20 protein-coding genes are annotated in these 20,862 nt (G+C 49.1%); 3 read left to right on the top strand and 17 right to left on the bottom strand.

Annotated features, from left to right (window positions below; all coding sequences use genetic code 11):
• Window positions 1-150 precede the first annotated feature (150 nt).
• From hemG to pepQ, 4 genes are all read right to left on the bottom strand, one after another.
• On the bottom strand, window positions 151-690 hold the full coding sequence (gene hemG / locus M988_RS19470; RefSeq protein ID WP_008815904.1) for a menaquinone-dependent protoporphyrinogen IX dehydrogenase: 540 nt from the start codon (window positions 688-690) through the stop codon (window positions 151-153).
• Window positions 691-733: 43 nt separating this feature from the next.
• On the bottom strand, window positions 734-2,185 hold the full coding sequence (gene trkH, locus M988_RS19475) for a Trk system potassium transporter TrkH (RefSeq protein WP_004089405.1): 1,452 nt from the start codon (window positions 2,183-2,185) through the stop codon (window positions 734-736).
• A gap of 61 nt (window positions 2,186-2,246) precedes the next feature.
• Window positions 2,247-2,861: an IMPACT family protein gene (locus M988_RS19480; RefSeq protein ID WP_064575403.1), complete on the bottom strand. Its 615-nt coding sequence runs from the start codon at window positions 2,859-2,861 to the stop codon at window positions 2,247-2,249.
• Window positions 2,861-4,192 carry a Xaa-Pro dipeptidase gene (gene pepQ / locus M988_RS19485; RefSeq protein WP_008815902.1) on the bottom strand — a complete coding sequence of 444 codons (1,332 nt, stop codon included), beginning with the start codon at window positions 4,190-4,192 and terminating at the stop codon, window positions 2,861-2,863. The genes M988_RS19480 and pepQ overlap by 1 nt, the downstream gene beginning before the upstream one ends.
• 202 nt (window positions 4,193-4,394) lie before the next feature.
• Between pepQ and fadB the strand changes: the two genes are divergently transcribed.
• Both fadB and fadA read left to right on the top strand, forming a co-directional pair.
• Window positions 4,395-6,599 (top strand): fatty acid oxidation complex subunit alpha FadB, encoded by a 2,205-nt coding sequence (fadB, locus tag M988_RS19490; protein WP_064575404.1) that lies wholly within the window; start codon window positions 4,395-4,397, stop codon window positions 6,597-6,599.
• 25 nt (window positions 6,600-6,624) lie between these two features.
• On the top strand, window positions 6,625-7,788 hold the full coding sequence (fadA, locus tag M988_RS19495) for an acetyl-CoA C-acyltransferase FadA (RefSeq protein WP_039189869.1): 1,164 nt from the start codon (window positions 6,625-6,627) through the stop codon (window positions 7,786-7,788).
• Window positions 7,789-7,910: 122 nt separating this feature from the next.
• Here fadA and fre read toward each other — a convergent pair whose 3' ends face one another.
• The 3 genes from fre to pepE all read right to left on the bottom strand — a co-directional run bounded on the left by fre (window position 7,911) and on the right by pepE (window position 11,047).
• A complete protein-coding gene (fre, locus tag M988_RS19500) occupies window positions 7,911-8,612 on the bottom strand; it encodes an NAD(P)H-flavin reductase (protein WP_064575407.1) in 702 nt (233 codons plus the stop codon).
• 48 nt (window positions 8,613-8,660) lie between these two features.
• Window positions 8,661-10,169, bottom strand: a complete 1,509-nt coding sequence (gene ubiD / locus M988_RS19505) for a 4-hydroxy-3-polyprenylbenzoate decarboxylase (protein WP_008815898.1) — start codon at window positions 10,167-10,169, stop codon at window positions 8,661-8,663.
• A 152-nt stretch (window positions 10,170-10,321) separates the two neighbouring features.
• Window positions 10,322-11,047 (bottom strand): dipeptidase PepE, encoded by a 726-nt coding sequence (gene pepE / locus M988_RS19510; RefSeq protein WP_008815897.1) that lies wholly within the window; start codon window positions 11,045-11,047, stop codon window positions 10,322-10,324.
• A gap of 253 nt (window positions 11,048-11,300) precedes the next feature.
• Between pepE and rfaH the strand changes: the two genes are divergently transcribed.
• Window positions 11,301-11,789, top strand: coding sequence for a transcription/translation regulatory transformer protein RfaH (rfaH, locus tag M988_RS19515; RefSeq protein WP_008815896.1), 489 nt, complete (start codon window positions 11,301-11,303; stop codon window positions 11,787-11,789).
• Window positions 11,790-11,868: 79 nt separating this feature from the next.
• Here the strand turns inward: rfaH and hemB are convergent, their stop codons facing one another.
• The 10 genes from hemB to M988_RS19565 form a co-directional block, all read right to left on the bottom strand.
• Window positions 11,869-12,891, bottom strand: a complete 1,023-nt coding sequence (hemB, locus tag M988_RS19520; RefSeq protein WP_064575408.1) for a porphobilinogen synthase — start codon at window positions 12,889-12,891, stop codon at window positions 11,869-11,871.
• A 14-nt stretch (window positions 12,892-12,905) separates the two neighbouring features.
• Window positions 12,906-13,688 carry a 3'-5' ssDNA/RNA exonuclease TatD gene (tatD, locus tag M988_RS19525; protein ID WP_064575410.1) on the bottom strand — a complete coding sequence of 261 codons (783 nt, stop codon included), beginning with the start codon at window positions 13,686-13,688 and terminating at the stop codon, window positions 12,906-12,908.
• A 62-nt stretch (window positions 13,689-13,750) separates the two neighbouring features.
• Complete coding sequence (tatC, locus tag M988_RS19530; protein ID WP_004089381.1) at window positions 13,751-14,539, bottom strand: Sec-independent protein translocase subunit TatC; 789 nt, start codon at window positions 14,537-14,539, stop codon at window positions 13,751-13,753.
• Window positions 14,540-14,542: 3 nt separating this feature from the next.
• Window positions 14,543-15,097: a Sec-independent protein translocase protein TatB gene (tatB, locus tag M988_RS19535; RefSeq protein WP_008815893.1), complete on the bottom strand. Its 555-nt coding sequence runs from the start codon at window positions 15,095-15,097 to the stop codon at window positions 14,543-14,545.
• A gap of 3 nt (window positions 15,098-15,100) precedes the next feature.
• Window positions 15,101-15,370, bottom strand: coding sequence for a Sec-independent protein translocase subunit TatA (tatA, locus tag M988_RS19540; RefSeq protein WP_004089379.1), 270 nt, complete (start codon window positions 15,368-15,370; stop codon window positions 15,101-15,103).
• A gap of 134 nt (window positions 15,371-15,504) precedes the next feature.
• Entirely contained in the window at window positions 15,505-17,139 is a 1,635-nt protein-coding gene (ubiB, locus tag M988_RS19545) for a ubiquinone biosynthesis regulatory protein kinase UbiB (protein WP_008815892.1), read from the bottom strand.
• A complete protein-coding gene (gene ubiJ, locus M988_RS19550; protein ID WP_008815891.1) occupies window positions 17,136-17,753 on the bottom strand; it encodes a ubiquinone biosynthesis protein UbiJ in 618 nt (205 codons plus the stop codon). The genes ubiB and ubiJ overlap by 4 nt, the downstream gene beginning before the upstream one ends.
• 13 nt (window positions 17,754-17,766) lie before the next feature.
• Window positions 17,767-18,522 (bottom strand): bifunctional demethylmenaquinone methyltransferase/2-methoxy-6-polyprenyl-1,4-benzoquinol methylase UbiE, encoded by a 756-nt coding sequence (gene ubiE / locus M988_RS19555; protein WP_004089375.1) that lies wholly within the window; start codon window positions 18,520-18,522, stop codon window positions 17,767-17,769.
• 103 nt (window positions 18,523-18,625) lie between these two features.
• Window positions 18,626-20,158: a DNA recombination protein RmuC gene (gene rmuC, locus M988_RS19560; RefSeq protein ID WP_064575413.1), complete on the bottom strand. Its 1,533-nt coding sequence runs from the start codon at window positions 20,156-20,158 to the stop codon at window positions 18,626-18,628.
• Between the two features lie 121 nt (window positions 20,159-20,279).
• Window positions 20,280-20,810 (bottom strand): DedA family protein, encoded by a 531-nt coding sequence (locus M988_RS19565; protein ID WP_064575415.1) that lies wholly within the window; start codon window positions 20,808-20,810, stop codon window positions 20,280-20,282.
• Window positions 20,811-20,862: the final 52 nt, after the last annotated feature.

The raw sequence follows: 20,862 nt of genomic DNA on the forward strand, positions 1-20,862 counted from the left end.
CGCTTTTCTCTTTCTCACCGAGCGACGTTTGCGTCGTTGTTCCCGGTCAGTGGTGGCGCATTATAGGGACTTCTGAACGGCTGACAAGTGTTTATTTGAAATAAATTACCAACCGCGCAAATTATCAACAAAAGTTGAGTTTTGTGATGATTATCGCGCCGCACTGCTGCTTAAACGCACAAAGTCTTTCGCAAAACGCGTTACATCCTGCCAATCGGTATATTCCACTTCTTTGCTGGTATCCGTTTCACCGCCGGTCATTTTCATAATTAATTTGATCATTGCCTTGTCTAACCAGCCATAGCGTGGATAACGGAGCGCTCCGGCGAAAACAGCACACTGCTTTGGCTGCCACGGAGTAGCAAGCAGGAATTTGCGGGTATAGGCATTTGTTTGCGGCGTTCTCTTTTCAGGCTTACGCGCCGTAAGGTTAACGGCGAAGAATGCACTCGGCATAGTATTTAACTGCGCCACATTCTGCTTGGTGAATTTATAGAGAGAACGCTGGAAATGCCCATAGCGAACAGAAGCGCCGATCACGACTGACTGATAGTTTGCCAGATTGATATCCATTGATAGGGCCAGATCCATCACATCACACTCAAGCGTCTCAGACAGCGTCGATGCTATAGAAGAGGCAATAGCTTTGGTCTGTCCATCATGGCTGGAGTAAAGCACTAAAGTTTTCATGACTTGCGGCCTCTACACTTTTCCATAATTAATTGTGAATGCCTTAGTTACGCCAAAAGGTTGGCGTAAACAGTACTAACAAAGTAAAGACTTCCAGTCGGCCAAACAACATAGTAACGACTAGCACCCATTTAGCCGCATCATTCATCGAAGTGAAATTATCGGCAACGACACCCAGCCCCGGACCAAGGTTATTCAATGTGGCGACTACCGCAGCAAACGCAGAGAAATCATCTACCCCAGTCGCGATAATCGCCAGCATGCTGATAATGAACACCAATGCGTAGGCAGAAAAGAATCCCCACACCGCTTCAAGAATACGCTCGGGCAGAGCACGGTTGCCCAACTTAATGGTATAAACCGCATTCGGATGCACTAGACGTTTTAGCTCGCGGGAGCCTTGTAAGAAAAGAAGCAGAATACGAATAACCTTCAATCCGCCACCGGTTGACCCCGCACAGCCACCGATAAATGCAGAACACAGTAGAAGCACAGGTAGGAACAGCGGCCAATGGGCGATGCTATCCGTGGTGAATCCCGCCGTCGTTGCCATAGAAACAACTTGGAAAAATGCCTGATTCACCGTTTGTAATCCGGTTTGATATACGTTGTGCCACCACAACACTAAGGTACACACCGCGACTAACGTCAGCTGGACAAAAATAAACATGCGAAACTCAGGGTCACGCCAATAAACTTTCAAACTACGTCCGCTAAGGAGTGCAAAGTGCAAACTAAAATTACAACCAGAGATCAGCAGAAACACCGCAATAATAGTGTTGATGGTGGGACTATTAAAATAACCGATACTGGCATCGTGGGTTGAAAATCCACCAATGGCGATGGTTGAAAAGCTATGCGAGATGGCGTCGAACACATCCATCCCTGCCCCCCATAGGGCTACCGCACAGGCCACCGTCAGCAGCACATAGATGAACCATAATGTTTTCGCTGTTTCGGCAATTCTCGGCCGCATTTTATTATCTTTGAGCGGCCCGGGCATTTCAGCGCGATAGAGCTGTAGTCCACCCACACCTAAGATTGGTAAAATAGCCACGGCCAGCACGATGATCCCCATACCACCAAGCCATTGCAGCATCTGACGGTAGAATAAAATTGCCTTCGGTAAGTTATCCAATCCCACCAGCGTGGTTGCCCCCGTGGTAGTTAAACCCGAGAACGACTCAAAAAACGCATCCGTTACGCTGAGATTTGGGCGCTCAGAGAACAGGAAAGGCAATGCCCCCACGCTGCCCAGCACCGTCCAAAACAAAACGACGATGAGAAAACCTTCACGCGGTTTTAATTCATGCTTTTGTTTACGCTGTGGCCACCACAATAATGTGCCAATCGTCAGCGCAACGAAGAAAGTCTGAGTGAACGCCCGGCCTGCACCGTCACGATAAATCAAGGCAACTAGCCCAGGGATGATCATAGTTCCTGAGAACAGTATGACGAGTAAACCGACGATGCGGATAATGGCACGAAAATGCATTCGGGCACGTTCCTTGCTCAATAGAGTAATAAGTACAACAAAAAAGTAATGCGGGGGATTATTACGAAGTCTGATGTAATTGCAACGAACCACGGCTCATGTTGCGTAATTTTTCAGCGACGTCATCGACAACCAGCACTGGCAAACTCACTGTTAGTGATACCTCAACAGCATAGTCACTCTGCAATATCTCGCCCCCAGCCTGCGCAATAACGGTCTCGACTTGGGTCAGTAATCCATAGTCACACTGCAAAGTATACTCAGCCTGCGGCACTTTACGCTCGACGGGCAAAAGTTTTAATGCTTGCTGAACGCCACCGCCATATGCCTTAACTAATCCGCCAGTGCCCAGCCGAATACCGCCGTAATAGCGCACCACCACTGCCGTGACTTCGCCAATATGGCTTCCCATCAACTGGGCAAGCATTGGCTTACCCGCAGTGCCAGACGGCTCGCCGTCATCAGAAAAACCTAACAGCTGTGAATTATCCGGTGCACCGGCCACAAATGCCCAACAGTGATGGCGTGCATCTGGATGTTCAGATTTTACCTGCGCAATAAATGCTTTTGCCGCCTCACTACCCTGCGTATGTGCCAGCAGAGTAATAAAGCGGCTTTTTTTGATTTCCTCGCTGAAGCTCAATGCCTCAGCGGGAATAAGATAAGGCTGACTCATTAGTCCAAATGCAGATCGCGCGTCATATTCTCCACCGATTTCTCGTGGAAAATCACGTTATCTTCAATGCGGATCCCGCCATATGGGCGGAAAGAATCAATACGAGCCCAATCAAAATGTTTACTGAACTGCCCTTCTTTCCACGGAGCCAACAGCGAATCAATGAAATACAAGCCAGGCTCAATGGTCATCACCATGCCAGGCTCCATAATGCGCGTACAGCGTAGGAAAGGATACATTTCTGGTGCAGCCAGATGGGTACCCTTTTCATCCTGCATGAAACCCGCCACGTCATGTACCTGTAACCCCAGCGGATGGCCCAAGCCGTGTGGTAAGAATGGGCAGGTCAGCCCTTGCTCAACGGCAGCTTCTTCGCTGATATCTTTCAGGATATGGTGTTTCTTCAGTAATTTAGCCAAACGTTGATGCATTTGCACATGGTAATCGGTATAGCGCACACCGCATTTCAATGTAGCAATAAGCGCCTGCTGCTCTTTGTTCATATCACTGACTAACGCGGCAAAATCACTATCGCTTTTCGCGGCATAAGTTCGCGTCAGGTCTGCTGCGTAGCCATTATATTCAGCCCCCGCATCTAATAAGAAACTACGCACTTCAGAAGGAAGCTTATGCTGCAACGTCGTGTAATGTAGAACAGCGGCATGCTCATTCAAGGCCACGATATTATCGTAAGGCACATCGGTGTCACGGTGTCCGGTGGCAGTCAAATAAGCCTGATTGATATCAAACTCACTCATGCCTGACTGAAATGCTTCCAACGCGGCCTGATGCCCAACTACAGCAGTTTTTTGCGCTTCACGCATGCAGGCTTGCTCATAGCCAGTTTTATACGCACGATGGTAATGAAGGTAATCAAGCACTGGCTGCGGATTGATATTTTCAGCTTTGATGCCCAGAGTCTGTGCTCGTTGCGGAACATACCCAATATAAGCAACACGTTCGCGTGCCGTTGGTAATAAGTTCGCAATATCATCAGCTTTACGCAGCGCAGTCATCTCAACATGCGCAGTCCAAAAGGCCTCAGGCAAGGGCTCTACGCTGTACCAGTAATCGACAGGCGAGTAGAACCACAGTTTCGGTTTATTTACGCCATCGACCCATAACCAGCAGTTAGGCACCTGAGTCACAGGGATCCACGCCTTAAACTGAGGGTTAACTTTAAACGGGTAATCACGATCGTCTAAAAACAGCGACAGCAACTCACCGGAGTGAATCAACAGTCCATCCAACTGATGACGAGCTAAAACCTCACGGGTACGCTGCTGCAGCGTTTCCATGTGTTCAGAATACAGCGAAGCTAATGTTTCCATGTATATGACCCTTTGCCCACAACGAATTTCCTCATCTTATCACAGCGCTCCATAAAAACAGGACGTTGCCAAAAATCCCATTCGGCCCTCTGTGATCGCGTTTGCAAATATTCAATGTTTTGTTTGCAAATTTTTAACATTAAAACCACACTTCACAACATCTGGTCATACCAGATCAACTGCGCTGATTTAGGAGATCACGATGCTCTACCAAGGCGAAAACCTACATGTAAACTGGCTCGAAAATGGCATTGCCGAGCTGGTATTTGATGCCCCAGCCGCGATTAACAAGCTGGATACTAAAACTGTTGCCAGCTTGGGGGCGGCACTCGACGTGCTTGAAAAACAGCCGCAGCTGCGTGGCCTATTAGTGCGCTCCACCAAAGCCGCCTTTATCGTAGGCGCAGATATTACTGAATTCTTATCACTCTTTGCTGCACCAACAGAAAAGCTGACAGAGTGGCTCAACTTTGCCAACAGCGTATTCAATCGCCTAGAAGATCTGCCCGTGCCTACGATTACGGCCGTTAACGGCTACGCACTAGGCGGCGGCTGTGAATGTGTGCTAGCTACTGATTTCCGTATTGCCACACCGGATATCCGCATCGGTTTACCGGAAACTAAACTCGGCATTATGCCGGGCTTTGGCGGTTCTGTTCGCCTGCCTCGTTTGCTCGGCGCCGATAGTGCGTTGGAAATTATCGCTGCGGGCAAAGATATCGGAGCAGAACAAGCGCTAAAAGTCGGTCTGGTTGATGCAGTTGTTCCACAAGATAAACTGATTAGCGGCGCACTCAATATGCTGCGTCAGGCAATTGATGGCCAACTTGATTGGCAAGCATACCGCCAGCCGAAATTGGAACCATTGAAGCTCAGTCCAATTGAGTCACTGATGAGCTTTACCACCGCCAAAGGCATGGTTATGCAGACCGCGGGTAAACATTACCCCGCCCCCATTACCGCGGTGAAAACCATCGAAGCCGCTGCGGGTTTGAAACGTACTGAAGCCCTCAAGCTTGAAACAGCCAGTTTTGTACCATTAACTCGCACAACGCAAGCGCGTGCTTTAGTCGGGATTTTCCTGAACGACCAGTTTGTGAAAGGTAAAGCGAAAAAACTCGCTCAGTCAGGACAAGTACCTACACATGCCGTAGTACTTGGCGCCGGTATTATGGGAGGTGGCATTGCCTACCAATCAGCGCTGAAAGGCGTTCCTGTATTGATGAAAGACATCAGTGAAAAATCGCTACAGCTTGGTATGAATGAAGCAGGAAAATTGCTGAACAAACAGCTAGAGCGAGGAAAAATCAACGGCCTGAAAATGGCACAGATTATTTCTACGATTCAGCCAACCCTGAACTACGCAGGGATCGAGCAGGCGCAGATAGTGGTAGAAGCTGTCGTTGAAAATCCTAAGATCAAAGCGGCCGTGTTGGCTGAAGCCGAATCATTGATAAAACCCGATGCGGTGTTGGCTTCAAATACCTCAACGATTCCAATCGATCAGCTAGCTGCATCGCTACAACGCCCTGAAAATTTCTGCGGCATGCACTTCTTTAATCCGGTGCACCGAATGCCATTAGTCGAAATTATTCGTGGTGCAAAAACGTCAGAACAAACCATTGGAACCGTCGTCGCCTATGCAACAAAAATGGGCAAGACACCGATCGTAGTCAATGACTGCCCAGGATTCTTTGTTAACCGCGTACTGTTCCCTTACTTTGCAGGCTTCAGTTTGCTACTGCGCGACGGGGCTGATTTCCGTCAGGTCGATAAAGTGATGGAGAAGCAGTTTGGCTGGCCGATGGGACCTGCCTATCTGCTCGACGTCGTAGGTATCGATACAGCACATCACGCTCAGGCGGTAATGGCACAAGGTTTCCCGCAACGAATGAGTAAAAACTACCGTGACGCAGTAGATGTGATGTTTGATGCACAGCGTTTTGGTCAGAAAAATGGTGTCGGTTTCTATCGTTACGATCAGGACAGTAAAGGCAAGCCACGTAAGGTTCAGGACGAACAGACTCCCTTGCTGCTAGCCGAAGTTGCTCCATCGAACGAAAACTTCAGCGATGAAGAGATTATCGCTCGCATGATGATCCCAATGATCAACGAAGTGGTGCGGTGCTTCGAAGAGAAAATCGTGGCAAGCCCAGCAGAAGCCGATATGGCGTTAGTGTATGGCATTGGATTCCCTCCATTCCACGGCGGTGCATTCCGTTATTTGGATACCATTGGAACCACGCAATATGTCGAAATGGCGCAGCGTTATCAGCATTTAGGCGAACTATATCAGGTGCCAGCCGGCCTCCGAGCCAAAGCAGAAACCAACGCGACCTATTATCCGGCCGCGGCTCCAATTGAGACCGATACCGCCATTGGCACCAACGCCGCTCAACAGGCTTGAGGAAGGAAACATGGAAAACCGTTCAATTGAAAACGTCGTGGTGATCGATGCCGTCCGTACGCCGATGGGCCGCTCCAAAGGTGGCGCTTATCGTCAGGTAAGAGCTGAAGATCTGTCCGCTCATCTGATGCGAGCCCTGCTTAGCCGTAACCCTAATGTAGATGCAAAAGAGATCGATGACATCTATTGGGGCTGCGTGCAGCAAACGTTGGAGCAAGGATTCAATATTGCGCGTAACGCCGCATTATTAGCTGAACTGCCACACACCGTACCCGCAAACACCGTTAACCGTCTCTGTGGCTCGTCCATGCAGGCGATCCATGATGCAGCTCGCGCAATTATGGTCGGCGATGCCCAAATAAGTATGATTGGCGGCGTGGAGCACATGGGGCATGTTCCTATGAGCCACGGCGTTGATTTCCATCCTGGCTTAAGCCGAACCGTTGCTAAAGCAGCGGGTATGATGGGACTGACCGCCGAAATGCTGGCGAAAATGCACAAAATCAGCCGTGAAATGCAGGATGAATTTGCTGCTCGTTCGCACCAGCGCGCCTATGCAGCAACCACATCCGGTGCATTTAAAAACGAAATCGTTCCGACTGCGGGTCATGATGCCGACGGCGTGCTGAAAATGTTGTTTAACGATGAAGTGATTCGCCCAGAAACCACCGCCGCCAGCCTATCAGCGCTTAAACCAGCCTTTGATCCGGTCAATGGCACCGTCACGGCGGGATCGTCTTCTGCATTATCCGATGGAGCCTCAGCGATGCTGTTGATGAGTGAATCACGCGCTAAATCACTCGGTTTAACGCCGCGTGCACGTATTCGCTCAATGGCTGTTGTAGGCTGCGATCCCTCTATTATGGGATACGGTCCAGTACCTGCCACGCAACTGGCATTAAAGCGAGCGGGGTTAAGTATTTCGGATATTGGGCAATTTGAACTGAATGAAGCCTTCGCAGCTCAGACCTTACCGTGCCTAAAAGATCTCGGGTTGCTCGATGTATTAGATGAGAAAGTGAATCTCAACGGTGGGGCTATCGCGTTGGGCCATCCGCTGGGTTGCTCTGGCTCGCGAATTTCAACGACTCTGCTGAATCTAATGGAACGCCGTGACGTCCAGTTTGGTCTGGCCACCATGTGTATTGGTTTAGGTCAGGGAATTGCGACCGTGTTCGAGCGAGTTTAAGCCAGTTAGTACGTTGTCAGAGGTTTAGTTGCCGTTCTTCCCGCCTGTCAGGGGCGGGTTTTTTCTTTCTGTCAGCAGTCTTCTACCGGCAGGTCATTCAACCTGCCAGTTGGCGCGTAATATCAAATAAACGCAAAGGCATCACCAAACATGTGATCCGCTTTAGCTTCTCGTTCAGCACAAAAACGTTCGCGCGCGATTTTGGCCATCTCAAAGCGACCCGCGATGTAAATGTCGTAATCCGCCAAGGAACCATAATCTTGTAAAACCGCACTCAACACCGTTCCAGTTCGACCACTCCAGCCTTCTTCCGGTTGTTCTACAACAGGAATAACTTTCAACTGTGGATGCTGCTCTTGAAGCGCCTCCAACTCGGATAAATCGTACAGGTATTTTGATTCGCGCCCGCCCCAATAGATGGCAATTTCACGCTCTGGTTTCTGCGCTAGCGCCATCATCAGAATCGAGCGAGTGTAAGAGAATCCAGTACCGCCAGCAATCAGCACTAATGGACGATCGCCCTCTTCACGTAGCCACGCTTCGCCGTGTGGAATATCAACGTTAACGACGCGATCTTTCAAGATTCGATCCATCACGGCCATTGCGTAAAGATTGATTTCTGAAGCGCCGATATGCAGTTCGATAAAGTCTTTTTCCAATGGCGTAGATGCCATAGAGAAAGGACGTTTATCGCGCTCATCCATTTCAACCATCAAATACTGGCCCGCGCGAAACGAAACCGGAGCTTCCGGCACCAACCGAACGCGATATACCGTATCGGTGATAGCTTCAACGGAAGTGACTTTACAGCTCAACGTTGTCATGTAGTTACTCTATCGGATAATGGGTTTTGCATAACCAGACAGCCACCTCTAATCAGGCTTACGGCTTTTCATAGCGTCAGTGTGGTTATCTTCCAGAATTGCCAGCTCGTCCCAGATGGCATCGATCCGCGTGCGGACTTTTTCATCCATAACAATGGGGCGTCCCCATTCGCGTTGTGTTTCACCCGGCCATTTGTTCGTAGCATCCAGTCCCATTTTGGAACCCAATCCAGACACTGGCGAAGCAAAATCAAGGTAATCTATCGGCGTATTTTCAATCATTACCGTATCACGAGCAGGATCCATTCGAGTAGTGATCGCCCAAATAACATCGTTCCAATCTCGCGCATTGATATCGTCATCACAAACAATAACAAATTTGGTGTACATAAACTGGCGTAAGAATGACCACACTCCCATCATCACGCGTTTCGCATGACCTGGATATTGTTTTTTCATGGTCACAACCGCCATGCGGTATGAGCACCCTTCCGGCGGCAAATAGAAATCAACAATCTCAGGAAATTGCTTTTGTAGAATAGGCACAAACACTTCATTCAGCGCCAGTCCCATCACCGCAGGTTCATCCGGCGGACGCCCAGTATAAGTAGAATGATAAATCGGGTTGCGACGCTGCGTGATATGGGTGACGGTAAAAACAGGGAAGTTATCAATTTCATTATAGTAGCCGGTATGATCGCCATACGGCCCTTCCGGTGCCATTTCACCCGGTTCAATATAACCTTCCAACACAATTTCTGCGCTGGCAGGTACTTCTAAATCATTAGAAATACACTTTACTACTTCCGTTTTATTACCGCGCAGCAAGCCAGCGAACGCATACTCTGAAAGAGTATCTGGCACGGGCGTTACTGCGCCTAAAATCGTGGCTGGATCGGCACCCAATGCTACCGAAACAGGGAAACGCTCACCAGGATGTGCTTGGCACCACTCTTGAAAATCAAGCGCCCCGCCGCGATGCGACAGCCAACGCATGATCACTTTATTCTTACCTAACACCTGCTGGCGATAGATACCTAAATTTTGGCGCTCTTTATGCGGGCCACGCGTAATTGTCAGCCCCCAAGATATCAACGGAGCCGCATCTTCAGGCCAGCAGTGCATCACCGGTATACGCCCAAGGTCGACATCATCGCCCTGCCACACTAACTCTTGGCAAGGCGCTGAATTCAGCCGCTTAGTCGGCATATTCAACACCTGCTTAAACTGCGGTAGCTTATCGAACAGATCGCGGAAGCCTTTTGGCGGCTCCGGCTCTTTCAAAAACGCCAGCAGCTTACCGACTTCACGCAGCGCACTTACATCCTCCTGCCCCATGCCCAAGGCAACACGTTTTGCCGTACCAAACAAGTTACATAAAACGGGGATGTCGTAACCTTTCGGGTTTTCGAACAGCAAAGCGGGTCCACCGGCACGCAGGGTGCGGTCCGCAATTTCTGTCATTTCCAGATAAGGATCGATTGGCTGGCTGATGCGTTTTAGCTCACCTCTCTGTTCCAGCAAAGAGAGGAATTCGCGCAAGTCACGGTATTTCATAGCTTTCTTATTGGGCTGGTGAAGAACCCATTATAAGCGTTCTTCACTTTAGTTGCTGCACTTTTGTTACAAACAGATAACTAATTGCTTTAGTAAGCATTATCGTTAACCCGAGGTCGGCAACACAGCTTGCTCATACGAGTCAGGGGCAGTTAACGACAGCGGAAAGGCACCATCTCGGCTAAAGCCTGAGTATCGAAATACTCCTGAGTTTCCTGATTGTGGCGGAACACTTTAAACCCCTGTGCTTTCACGCTGTAGTATTCCAATTCATCCCCAGCCACATGCAGCAAGCTACCTTCACGCAACGCGATCACATATTCGCTTGGATTTATCGCACAGAATTCAGCGATACGCTCATCACGAGTTTCTCCCATATGCCCACTCAGGTGTGCATCGATGTAATGGGGATTAATTTGCACAGGGAACAACCCCAGAGCCGGAAGCACAACGCTGTTGCGTACTGGCATATCATTTGTGGTGCGGATGCTTGGCGTAGCCACATTACAACCCGCACTCCAACCGATATACGGGATCTCACGCTCACGAACAGCCCGTTGGATTGGTACAACCAGCCCTTTTTCGTGCAGCATTTGGTTTAACAACCAAGTATTGCCACCGCTAACCAGAATACACTCAGCTTCTTCAATCGTTTTAACCGGATCGCTTGAATGGTGCAGGCTCGTTACCTTAATGCCTAACGAATTCTCTAGCTCCGCGGCGCGCGCATCGTAGTCACCACGGATCACCGCATAAGGCACCAGCACAGCCGAACGAATCTTCTTGCTTAGCAGCATGGACTGAATCGGTCCCTTAGCGTAGCCCAGCAACTCAGACTCACCAGAAACCTTGCCGTTACTCAGTAAAAACAACTCCATGAAAATATCTCCTGACATTGAGGACGATCTTATTGCGCTTTGCCGCGCCGAAAACCAACTCTATTACAGCTAGTCTATGGGGCGACATTTATAACTAATAATTATGGGTCTAGCTGTGATCTTCTGCCTGAAGTGGCAAAAAATGTTAAATCATCGCGCACCTAACGGGAAAAACGCACGCTCCCACCTCGAAACTGTCTATCGAATCGACCTTTTGTTATGCTTTGAGTAAGTCATTTAATCGTGGGTTGTTATGGAATCGTGGTATCTGCTGTATTGCAAAAGAGGTCAACTGGAGCGTGCGAAAGAACATTTATCACGCCAAGAGATCCCTTGCTTCACCCCAATGATTACGTTGGAGAAAATCGTCCGCGGTAAACGTACGCAGGTTAAGGAACCGATGTTCCCTAACTATATGTTTATCGAGCTTGATCCTGAAAGAGTCCATACCACTACCGTGCAATCAACACGCGGAGTGAGCCACTTTGTACGATTTGGCGCACTTCCAGTCACTATACCGTTTAAAGTTATCAAGCAATTGATGATGGCGCCCCCAACGGAGTGTGTCGATCCTGATACGCCGGCCCCAGGTGATACCGTCGTGATTACCAGCGGCGCCTTTGAAGGATTCGAGGCTATCTATACCGAAGCTGACGGAGAAAAACGTGCCATTCTGCTGCTGAACTTATTGAATAAACCCGTACAGCAAAGTGTAGAAAACACCGATTTTGAAAAGCTATAGAGCTTGAAGCTATAAATAAAAAACCGCCGATGGAGCCCCATGGCGGTTTTGTCTATCTCTATGCTTCTACTGCGTAGAATTAACGATTCATTTCTGCATCATGCAGCCACTGAGCTACGCGCTTAGCGAAATAGGTCAGTACTCCGTCTGCTCCTGCGCGTTTGAAGCAAATCAGTGACTCCATAATCGCAGGTTTTTCTTGTAACCAGCCGTTCTGAATCGCGGCCATATGCATCGCGTATTCACCAGAAACCTGATAAGCGAAGGTTGGCACGCCAAAGGTATCTTTCACACGACGCACCATATCCAGATATGGCATACCAGGCTTCACCATCACCATATCAGCGCCTTCCTGTAGATCCTGAGCGACTTCTTGCAAAGCTTCATCGCTGTTTGCGGGATCCATCTGATAGGTTTTCTTATTGCCGCCTTTCAGGTTACCAGAAGAGCCCAACGCGTCACGGAATGGACCATAGTAGCAGGACGCATACTTGGCTGAGTACGCCATGATTTGAGTATTTACCATCTGCTGTGCTTCAAGCTGATCGCGAATCGCACCGATACGGCCATCCATCATATCGCTTGGCGCAACAATTTCAGCACCGGCTTCTGCATGTGACAACGCCTGACGAACCAGAATTTCTTTGGTGATGTCGTTAATCACATAGCCATCTGCATCAATAATACCGTCCTGACCATGGGTGGTGTAGGGATCCAACGCCACGTCAGTCAGCAAACCTAGATCTGGTACGGCATCTTTCAACGCACGAACAGCCCGCTGTACCAAACCATCTGGATTGTATGCCTCTTCTGCATGCAGAGATTTTTTATCCGCGCCAATGACGGGGAACAACGACAATACCGGCACGCCCAATTTAGCGATGGCTTCAGCTTCTTTGACCAACAAATCGATGGTCATACGATGCACGCCGGGCATTGAGGAAACTTCTTCCTGATGATTTTTGCCTTCCATAACAAACACGGGGTAAATCAGATCGTCTACTGTCAGGACGTTTTCAGCAACTAAACGACGACTGAAATCATGGCGACGAACACGGCGTAGACGACGGCCTGGGAAGGCACCTGGAAATGCATAGCTCACGTTATTCTCCTTACTTATGCCAGCCGGAAAAGTTGACGGGCATTATTTTCAGTAACCTGCTTCAACCACTCCACATCCTGCTGACGCCAGCCAGCCACTTGTGAAACGATGTGTGGTAAGTAACAGGGTTCATTACGTCGCGATTTAGGTTTGGTTTCTAAATCACGCGGCAGTAAATAAGGTGCGTCAGTTTCTAGCAACAGACGCTCAGTTGGGATCTCTGGAAGCATTGCGCGCAGCTCAAGGCCACGTCGCTCATCGCAAACCCATCCGGTAATGCCAATGTAAAGTCCGAGATCTAAACATTCATGTAGTTCTTCACGGCTGCCCGTAAAGCAATGTACAACGGCACCCGGCACTTTTGCGAGCCACGGACGCAAAAGCGCGATAAATCGGTCATGCGCAGAACGGCAATGCAAAAACAGCGGCTTATTCAAATCTGCAGCTAATGCAAGCTGCGCGCTAAAAGCTCGCTCCTGCTCCGCTGGAGTAGAAAAGTTGCGGTCGAAATCAAGCCCACACTCCCCCACAGCAACCACTTCTGGCATAGCTGCCAAGGCCGATATCTGTGTCGCCGTCTGGCTATTCCATGAACTAGCGTTATGCGGATGCACGCCGGTTGTCGCCCAGCAATAGCCCGAATATTCGCGCGCCAACGCTATAGACCGTTGGCTCTCTTGCACGTCAGTACCCGTGACCATCAAAGCATTCACGCTAGCCTTACGCGCACGTTCAATCACTTGGTCGACATCTTTGGCAAACTGACCACTTGTTAGATTAACGCCAATATCCAGCATGGAATAACTCCAAAATCAAAGTAAAGAGGCCGCCCTTTCGGCGGCCTCTGGCACTCAGTGTGTCAGCCTTGTTTTGGCTGTTCGTCAGTATCTTCTTCGCTTCCTTCATCCTCATCATCATCACGAGGACGGCGTTTTCCCACATAGAAACGAGCAAAGAACACGCCAATTTCAAACAGGATGCACATTGGAATTGCCAACAACGTTTGTGAAAACACGTCTGGCGGTGTGAGCAGCATGCCCACAACAAAGGCTCCGACGATGACGTACGGACGTTTCTTTTTCAACTCTTCTGGGGTAGTGACACCACTCCAGCACAGCAGAATAATCGCAACCGGAACTTCAAACGACACGCCAAACGCCATAAACAACGCCATGACAAAGTCGAGATAGTTGTTAATATCCGTCGCAATGGTAACGCCTGCCGGCGCCGTCTTGGCAAAAAAGCCAAACGCCAAGGGGAACACGATAAAGTACGCAAACGCCATGCCTAAATAGAACAGCAGAGAGCTTGAGAACAATAGCGGCATTAGCAAACGGCGTTCATGCTTATAAAGCGCAGGCGCAACGAAAGCCCAAATTTGGTACAAAATCATCGGCGCAGAGATGAATACTGATACCATCATTGTCAGCTTGATCGGCGTGAAGAACGGCGATGCGACATCGGTGGCAATCATGCTCGCGCCTTGAGGCAGTTGCTTAATGAGCGGCGATGCAATCAGGTGGTAAATGTCGTTGGAAAAATAAACCAGCGCCAGAAATACCACCAGAATACAAATAATCGAATTTAAGAGTCGCTTACGTAGCTCGATTAAATGGCTAATCAACGGCTGGGTATCATCAACGGCCATGCTTTAACGATCGCTTGTTGTAGAGTGAGAGGGAACAGGCTGCTCTGGTGCTTTCACTGTTTGTTGCTCAGTGCTTACCAAAACGTCCTCTGTGGCTACCGGCTCAACCGAAGCTGCATTTGTCGCATCCACTTTAACGGCTTCCGCACGCTTGCGTTCATCTTCTCTTAAGTCCGCATCGACTTCATCATGGAACGCTTCAGGATCCGACACATCCGGTTTATGGATGGTTTCAGCCGCTTTTGCTACAGGCTCAGTCACCTGAGTCTGATAGCTACGCTTCATCGACTCTGCGGCTTCTTTTAGCTCATCCATTGAGGCTTTTAGCTCAGGCGTAAGATTTTGAAGACCTGCGCTTTCCGCTTTCTTCAGACTATCCTGCAACTCCTGCAGCTTTAATTCCTGCGACAGTTCATTCTGAACAGAGGCCGCAAGAGATCTTAGCGCCCTAATCCATCCTGCCACTGTACGCACTGCAACAGGTAACCGCTCAGGCCCTAGAACAACCAGGCCTATCACCATTACCAGCAACAGCTCACTAAACCCGATGTCAAACACGGTTTACACCTGCTCTTTGTTCTGGCTCTTAGATTCTTCTTTCTTCACTTCTGGCTGCTGCTCAGAAAGAGACTTAAAGTCTGCATCCTGTGGTGCGGCACTGTTGTTTGCGTTAGTCGATGGAGGCGTTTTATCTTCGTCACCAATCGCCTTTTTAAAACCTTTGATAGATGCCCCGAGATCGGAGCCCAGAGTACGCAGCTTGTTAGTACCGAACAACAGCACCACGATCACTGCAATAATCAATAACTGCCAAATACTGATACCACCCATTTTAATCACCTCTATTGATAGGGGTTATTCGTGCGCCGCATTATACGGTAGTCACGCAGAAATATTGAACTACTAACCAATAACTATTAATTAAAACTATGCGCTGAGAACGATATAACACTCGTAAGAGGTATCTACTGACGGGTGTAACGCCATCCAACAATCCAAGCAACACAGCCGCCAGCAATAATCCAAGCTGGCCAAACAGGTATCTTCGCAGCGACCAAGATCGTACCACTCAGTAATAGTGTAGCGCCAATCCCAAACAAGTATCGTGAACGCCCATGGCGATTACGTTGCTTATCTAGCTGAGCGAATACCCGATCAACGCTCTGCTGCAATACTTTGTGCTGTTGCAAACTATCATAAAACAGCTCAGGGAGCTCAGGGAGCTTCTCAGCCCAAAACGGCGCTTTCTCTTTTAACGCACGAATAATAGCGGGTATACCCACCTGATCGCGTAGCCATGTTTCTAGGAAGGGCTTCGCCGTGGTCCACAGGTCTAACTGTGGATAGAGCTGACGCCCTAAACCTTCGACATACAGCAACGTTTTTTGCAGCAGAACCAGCTGCGGCTGCACTTCCATATTGAAGCGGCGCGCAGTGTTAAAAAGGTTCAGCAGAACATGTCCAAAAGAAATCTCAGCCAGCGGCTTTTCGAAAATCGGCTCACAAACGGTGCGAATTGCAAATTCAAAATCTTCGATATTGGTATCACGAGGAACCCAACCAGAGTCAACATGCAGCTCAGCAACCTTGCGATAATCACGGTTGAAAAATGCGATAAAGTTTTCAGCCAGATAACGTTTATCGTCTTTATTCAAGCTCCCCACGATCCCACAATCAATACCGATATACTGTGGGTTCTCAGGGTGCTCAAAACTGACAAAAATATTGCCGGGATGCATATCTGCATGGAAGAAACTATCGCGGAACACCTGCGTAAAGAACACCTGCACGCCTCGTTCGGCCAACAGTTTCATATTGGTATTCTGCGCATGCAAAGCAGGTAAATCAGAAACTGGAATACCGTAGATCCGCTCCATAACCAGCACGTTTTCACGGCAATAGTCGGAGTAAATTTCTGGCACATACAGCATTGGGCTGCCTTCGAAATTACGACGCAGCTGAATCGCATTTGCCGCTTCTCGTAATAAATTAAGCTCATCCAGCAGCGTCTTTTCATATTCACGCACCACTTCGCGCGGGCGTAAACGACGGCCATCAGGCATGAGCTTAGGCACCCAGCCAGCAAGTCGATACATCAGGCGAACATCGGCTTTGATGATCGGTAGAATGTCAGGCCGAATGACCTTCAGAACGATCTCCTGACCATTCTCTTTCAGCTTAGCGGTATGTACCTGTGCAATCGACGCCGATGCTAACGCGTTTTGGTCGAAATCATCAAACCACTGCTCAAGCGGGCCACCCATTGAGTCTTCAATTTGCTTACGAGCTAAAGCACCATCGAATGGTGCAACGCGATCCTGTAGCAATGCAAGCTGATCGGCAATCATCGGAGGGAAAAGATCGCGACGGGTGGACATCATCTGGCCAAACTTAATCCAGACAGGCCCTAGCTCTTGTAATGCTAAGCGCAAACGCTCGCCCAAAGGCTTGTCTTTATGCTTGTTACGCATCCAGAACAGCAGATGACGCCCCATTCGTAACGGAAGCGTGATGCGCATTTTCGGGATCAGTTCATCTAGTCCATAAGCAAGGAAAACCCGAACAATCAAATAAAATCGGCACAGTTCCGATGGCGTCATATTTTATCCTCAAGCAGAGAAAGTCGCGTTTCCAGACTTTCGAGCTGATGGCTGACGGCATCAACTTCTTCAGAAAACCAAGCCGCTTCCAAAACCCCTGGAGCTAAACGCCACTCTTCAGTCACAGCTTGACCGATGTATTGTCGCTGACGCTGGCTGCCAGTCACCACAAAATGGGCACCTTTGCGTATAAACATACTCATGCCCTGAGCAACGACATCCCCCGTATAGGGAGCTAACAACTCTGCGGGATCCCATTCAGCTAAATCCATTAAACCGATAAATTGCTGCACAACCTGAATATCCCCCTCTACGACTAAATCGCCAGAGCGGATAAGCGCGGTAAGCTGTTGACGGTCACGCAGTTCCGGTAACACGGATAGTCGCGTTTTAACGCAACACTCAGTGTCGCCTTCCCACGCGCCCAAAACATCCAGACGGTTATCGCTAAAAACCAGATAGAGTGGTGAGTTTATCTCATTGACGAAAACGCCCAGCACCTTGCCCGTCAGGCGCTGGCGCGCATTGTTGAGCGCACGGTCACGATACAACATTCGATTAAGTGCCGTTTCAATCGCACCGGTAAATAATGGGTTTAGCAATGGGGTCAGCATAACGATCCTTCAGTTAAAACTTATAGCCACGATGTAAAGCAACAATCCCACCAGTCAGGTTGAAATACGTCGTGTTTTCGAAACCGGCATCATCCATCATGGACTTCAGCGTTTCTTGATCGGGATGCATACGGATCGATTCGGCTAAGTAGCGATAGCTTTCAGAATCATGCGCCACTAATTCGCCAATTTTCGGCAGGATATGGAATGAGTAAGCATCATAGGCTTTGTTGAGCGGCTCGAGTAATGGCTTGGAAAACTCAAGAACCAGCAAACGTCCACCTGGCTTTAACACACGATACATGGAGCGTAACGCTTTATCTTTATCGGTGACGTTGCGTAGACCAAAAGCAATGGTGATACAGTCAAAATGGTTGTCGGGGAAAGGCAGAGCTTCTGCGTTGGCCTGTACGTAGTTAATATTGCCGATAACGCCAAGATTACGCAATTTCTCGCGCCCAATCTTAAGCATTGAGTCGTTGATATCTGCCAGAACCACTTCACCCTGCTCGCCAACAATGCGAGAGAATTTTGCTGCAAGATCGCCTGTACCACCAGCAAGATCAAGTACCTTTTGCCCACGGCGCACGCCGCTGCAATCAATGGTAAAACGCTTCCAGACACGATGAATACCAAATGACATGAGATCATTCATCAAGTCGTATTTTGCCGCTACGGAATGGAATACTTGAGCAACTTTGCCCGCTTTTTCAGCTGTGGCGACGGTTTTGAAACCAAAATGAGTGGTTTCTGGCGTTTGATCTACCATTTTTCTAAGCCTGCTTTTAATCTAATTGATTGTGAATCTACGCGATTAAGCGCTGCCCGTTGGTGCGAACAGTGCTCGGCCTTATCGAAGCAAGGAGCAGTGTTTAATCATCGAGTCCGTTGGCGACTCTTATGGTAGGTTGCTGTATCGCCTGCTCGGCAGGATCAGCAAACTCCTCATCTTCGGGTTCATTTTCCAGTCGGGCTTCATCAGCAAGCGAAGGACTTATCGGCCTTTTCACTTCCACCCCTAAAGTGCGGAAACTCTCGACTTGTCCTATCAGATTACCACGGCCTTGTGCCAGTTTGTTCATTGCCTGACGATAACTTGCCTGCGATTTATCCAGACTCTGCCCAAGAGATTCCATATCATCAACGAACAAACGCATCTTATCGTATAATTTCGACGCACGTTCGGCGATTTTCTGTGCATTCTGACTTTGATGTTCATAGCGCCATAAATTACTAATAGTACGCAACGCCACTAACAACGTTGTTGGGCTCACCAGCATAATGTTATGTCTTAGGGCTTCGCTAATCAGTTCGGGCTCGCGGTCGATGGCGGCTAAAAAAGCAGGCTCAACTGGGATAAACATCAGGACATAGTCCAAAGAGCGCAGTCCCGGAAGCTGCTGATAATCTTTACGCCCAAGCTGACGAATATGCCCTTTCACCGAAGCCACATGTTCCTGCAGAGCCAGTTCACGCACCATGTCATCTTCGGCGTTGAAATACCGCTCATAGGCCACCAATGACATTTTCGCGTCGACCACCACATCTTTACCCTGTGGCAGACGCACAACAACATCGGGCTGCATACGGCTATTAGTACCAACCTGAACACTCACCTGTGTCTGATATTCATATCCCTCACGCAGGCCAGAGGCTTCCAAGACACGACTGAGGACTACCTCCCCCCAGTTACCCTGTGTTTTGTTATCCCCTTTCAAAGCCTTAGTCAGGTTTACCGCCTCACGCGCCATTTGTGCATTTAGCTGCTGAAGATTACGGATTTCGTGCGCCAGCGTATGCCTTTCACGCGCTTCTTGCCCAAAGCTATCCTGCACCTGACGGCGAAACCCATCTAACTGTTCGCGTAACGGGCTCAATAAGCTATTCAAACTTTGGCGATTCTGCTCCTCAACCCGTTTTCCACTATGTTCAAAAATACGATTAGCTAAATTTTCAAACTGAGCACTAAGGCGCTGCTCACTGTTGACCAGCAAGCGCTGTTTTTCTTCTGCTCCCAGTCGTGTCTCTTCCAGACGAATAGTCACTTCTCGTAATTCAGCCTCTTGCGCGCTGTTGACCTCACGCAGCGCACGCAGCTCCTGATTTAGCTGCTCACATTCGTTACGCCACACGGATTGCTGATTCAGCTTCTCCTGAGTTGCGGCAAGCTGACTGTGCAGCATACGCAATTCTTGATCTTTCTCGCGCTGCTGTAGCTCTTGCTGTTGGCGTTGCTGTATCAGCGTCTGCTGCTCTTGCTGATACTGTGCAATCTCTTGCTGGTGCAGACGCAAATCACCTTCCAGTGTTAGCCGCTGCTGTTGTATTCGTAAACTCGCGATCAACCACCCCACCAGCATGCCAACGACGGCACCTGCTACACCATAAAATATGCTGGAATCCACCCTGCCTCCGCCTTATAACGCTTTCTGATCGTCACGGTAATAATATACTGTATGGATGTCCAGAGCGAATACGCAAAGGCTGCGAAACAGTACGCAAAATTGTATGAAATAGAATGAGAACTTAGTCCAGCCAGCCATTGAGCCACTGAATGCCAAATGCGCCGGGTGCTAACATGGCAAATCCCCACAGAATCGCCGACAGCAAATTGGCTAGCTGAAAATAGCGCTGCGGCATGCCACATATCCCCGCAACCAAAGGGACGACCGCACGCAATGGACCAAAAAAACGGCCAATAAACACGCCCCACGTTCCCCAACGTTCAAAGAAGGTATGACCCCGAGCCATCATCTGTGGATGGCGGGATAGCGGCCACATATGCTCAACCTGATGCTGGTAGCGGTCACCAACCCAGTATGAAACCCAATCGCCAAGAAACGCACCTGTGCTAGCGGCGATCCATAGCGGCCAAAAAGCAATTCCACTCTCGCCGATGAGGGCACCCAACCCCAACAAAATTACCGTAGCGGGGAGTAACAGAGACAGAAATGCCAGCGACTCGCCAAAAGCCAAAATGAAAACGATTGGGATGGCCCAATGCTCATGGTTGCGGACAAACTCAACCACTATCTGGATGATGCTATCTAACGTCACGATGCAGCTCTCTCGATTGAGGTTAAACAGGCAGGATACGGCATAACGTGGC

Origin of the sequence: Hafnia paralvei ATCC 29927, assembly GCF_001655005.1 — a bacterium.
In the GTDB taxonomy this organism is placed as follows: domain Bacteria; phylum Pseudomonadota; class Gammaproteobacteria; order Enterobacterales; family Enterobacteriaceae; genus Hafnia; species Hafnia paralvei.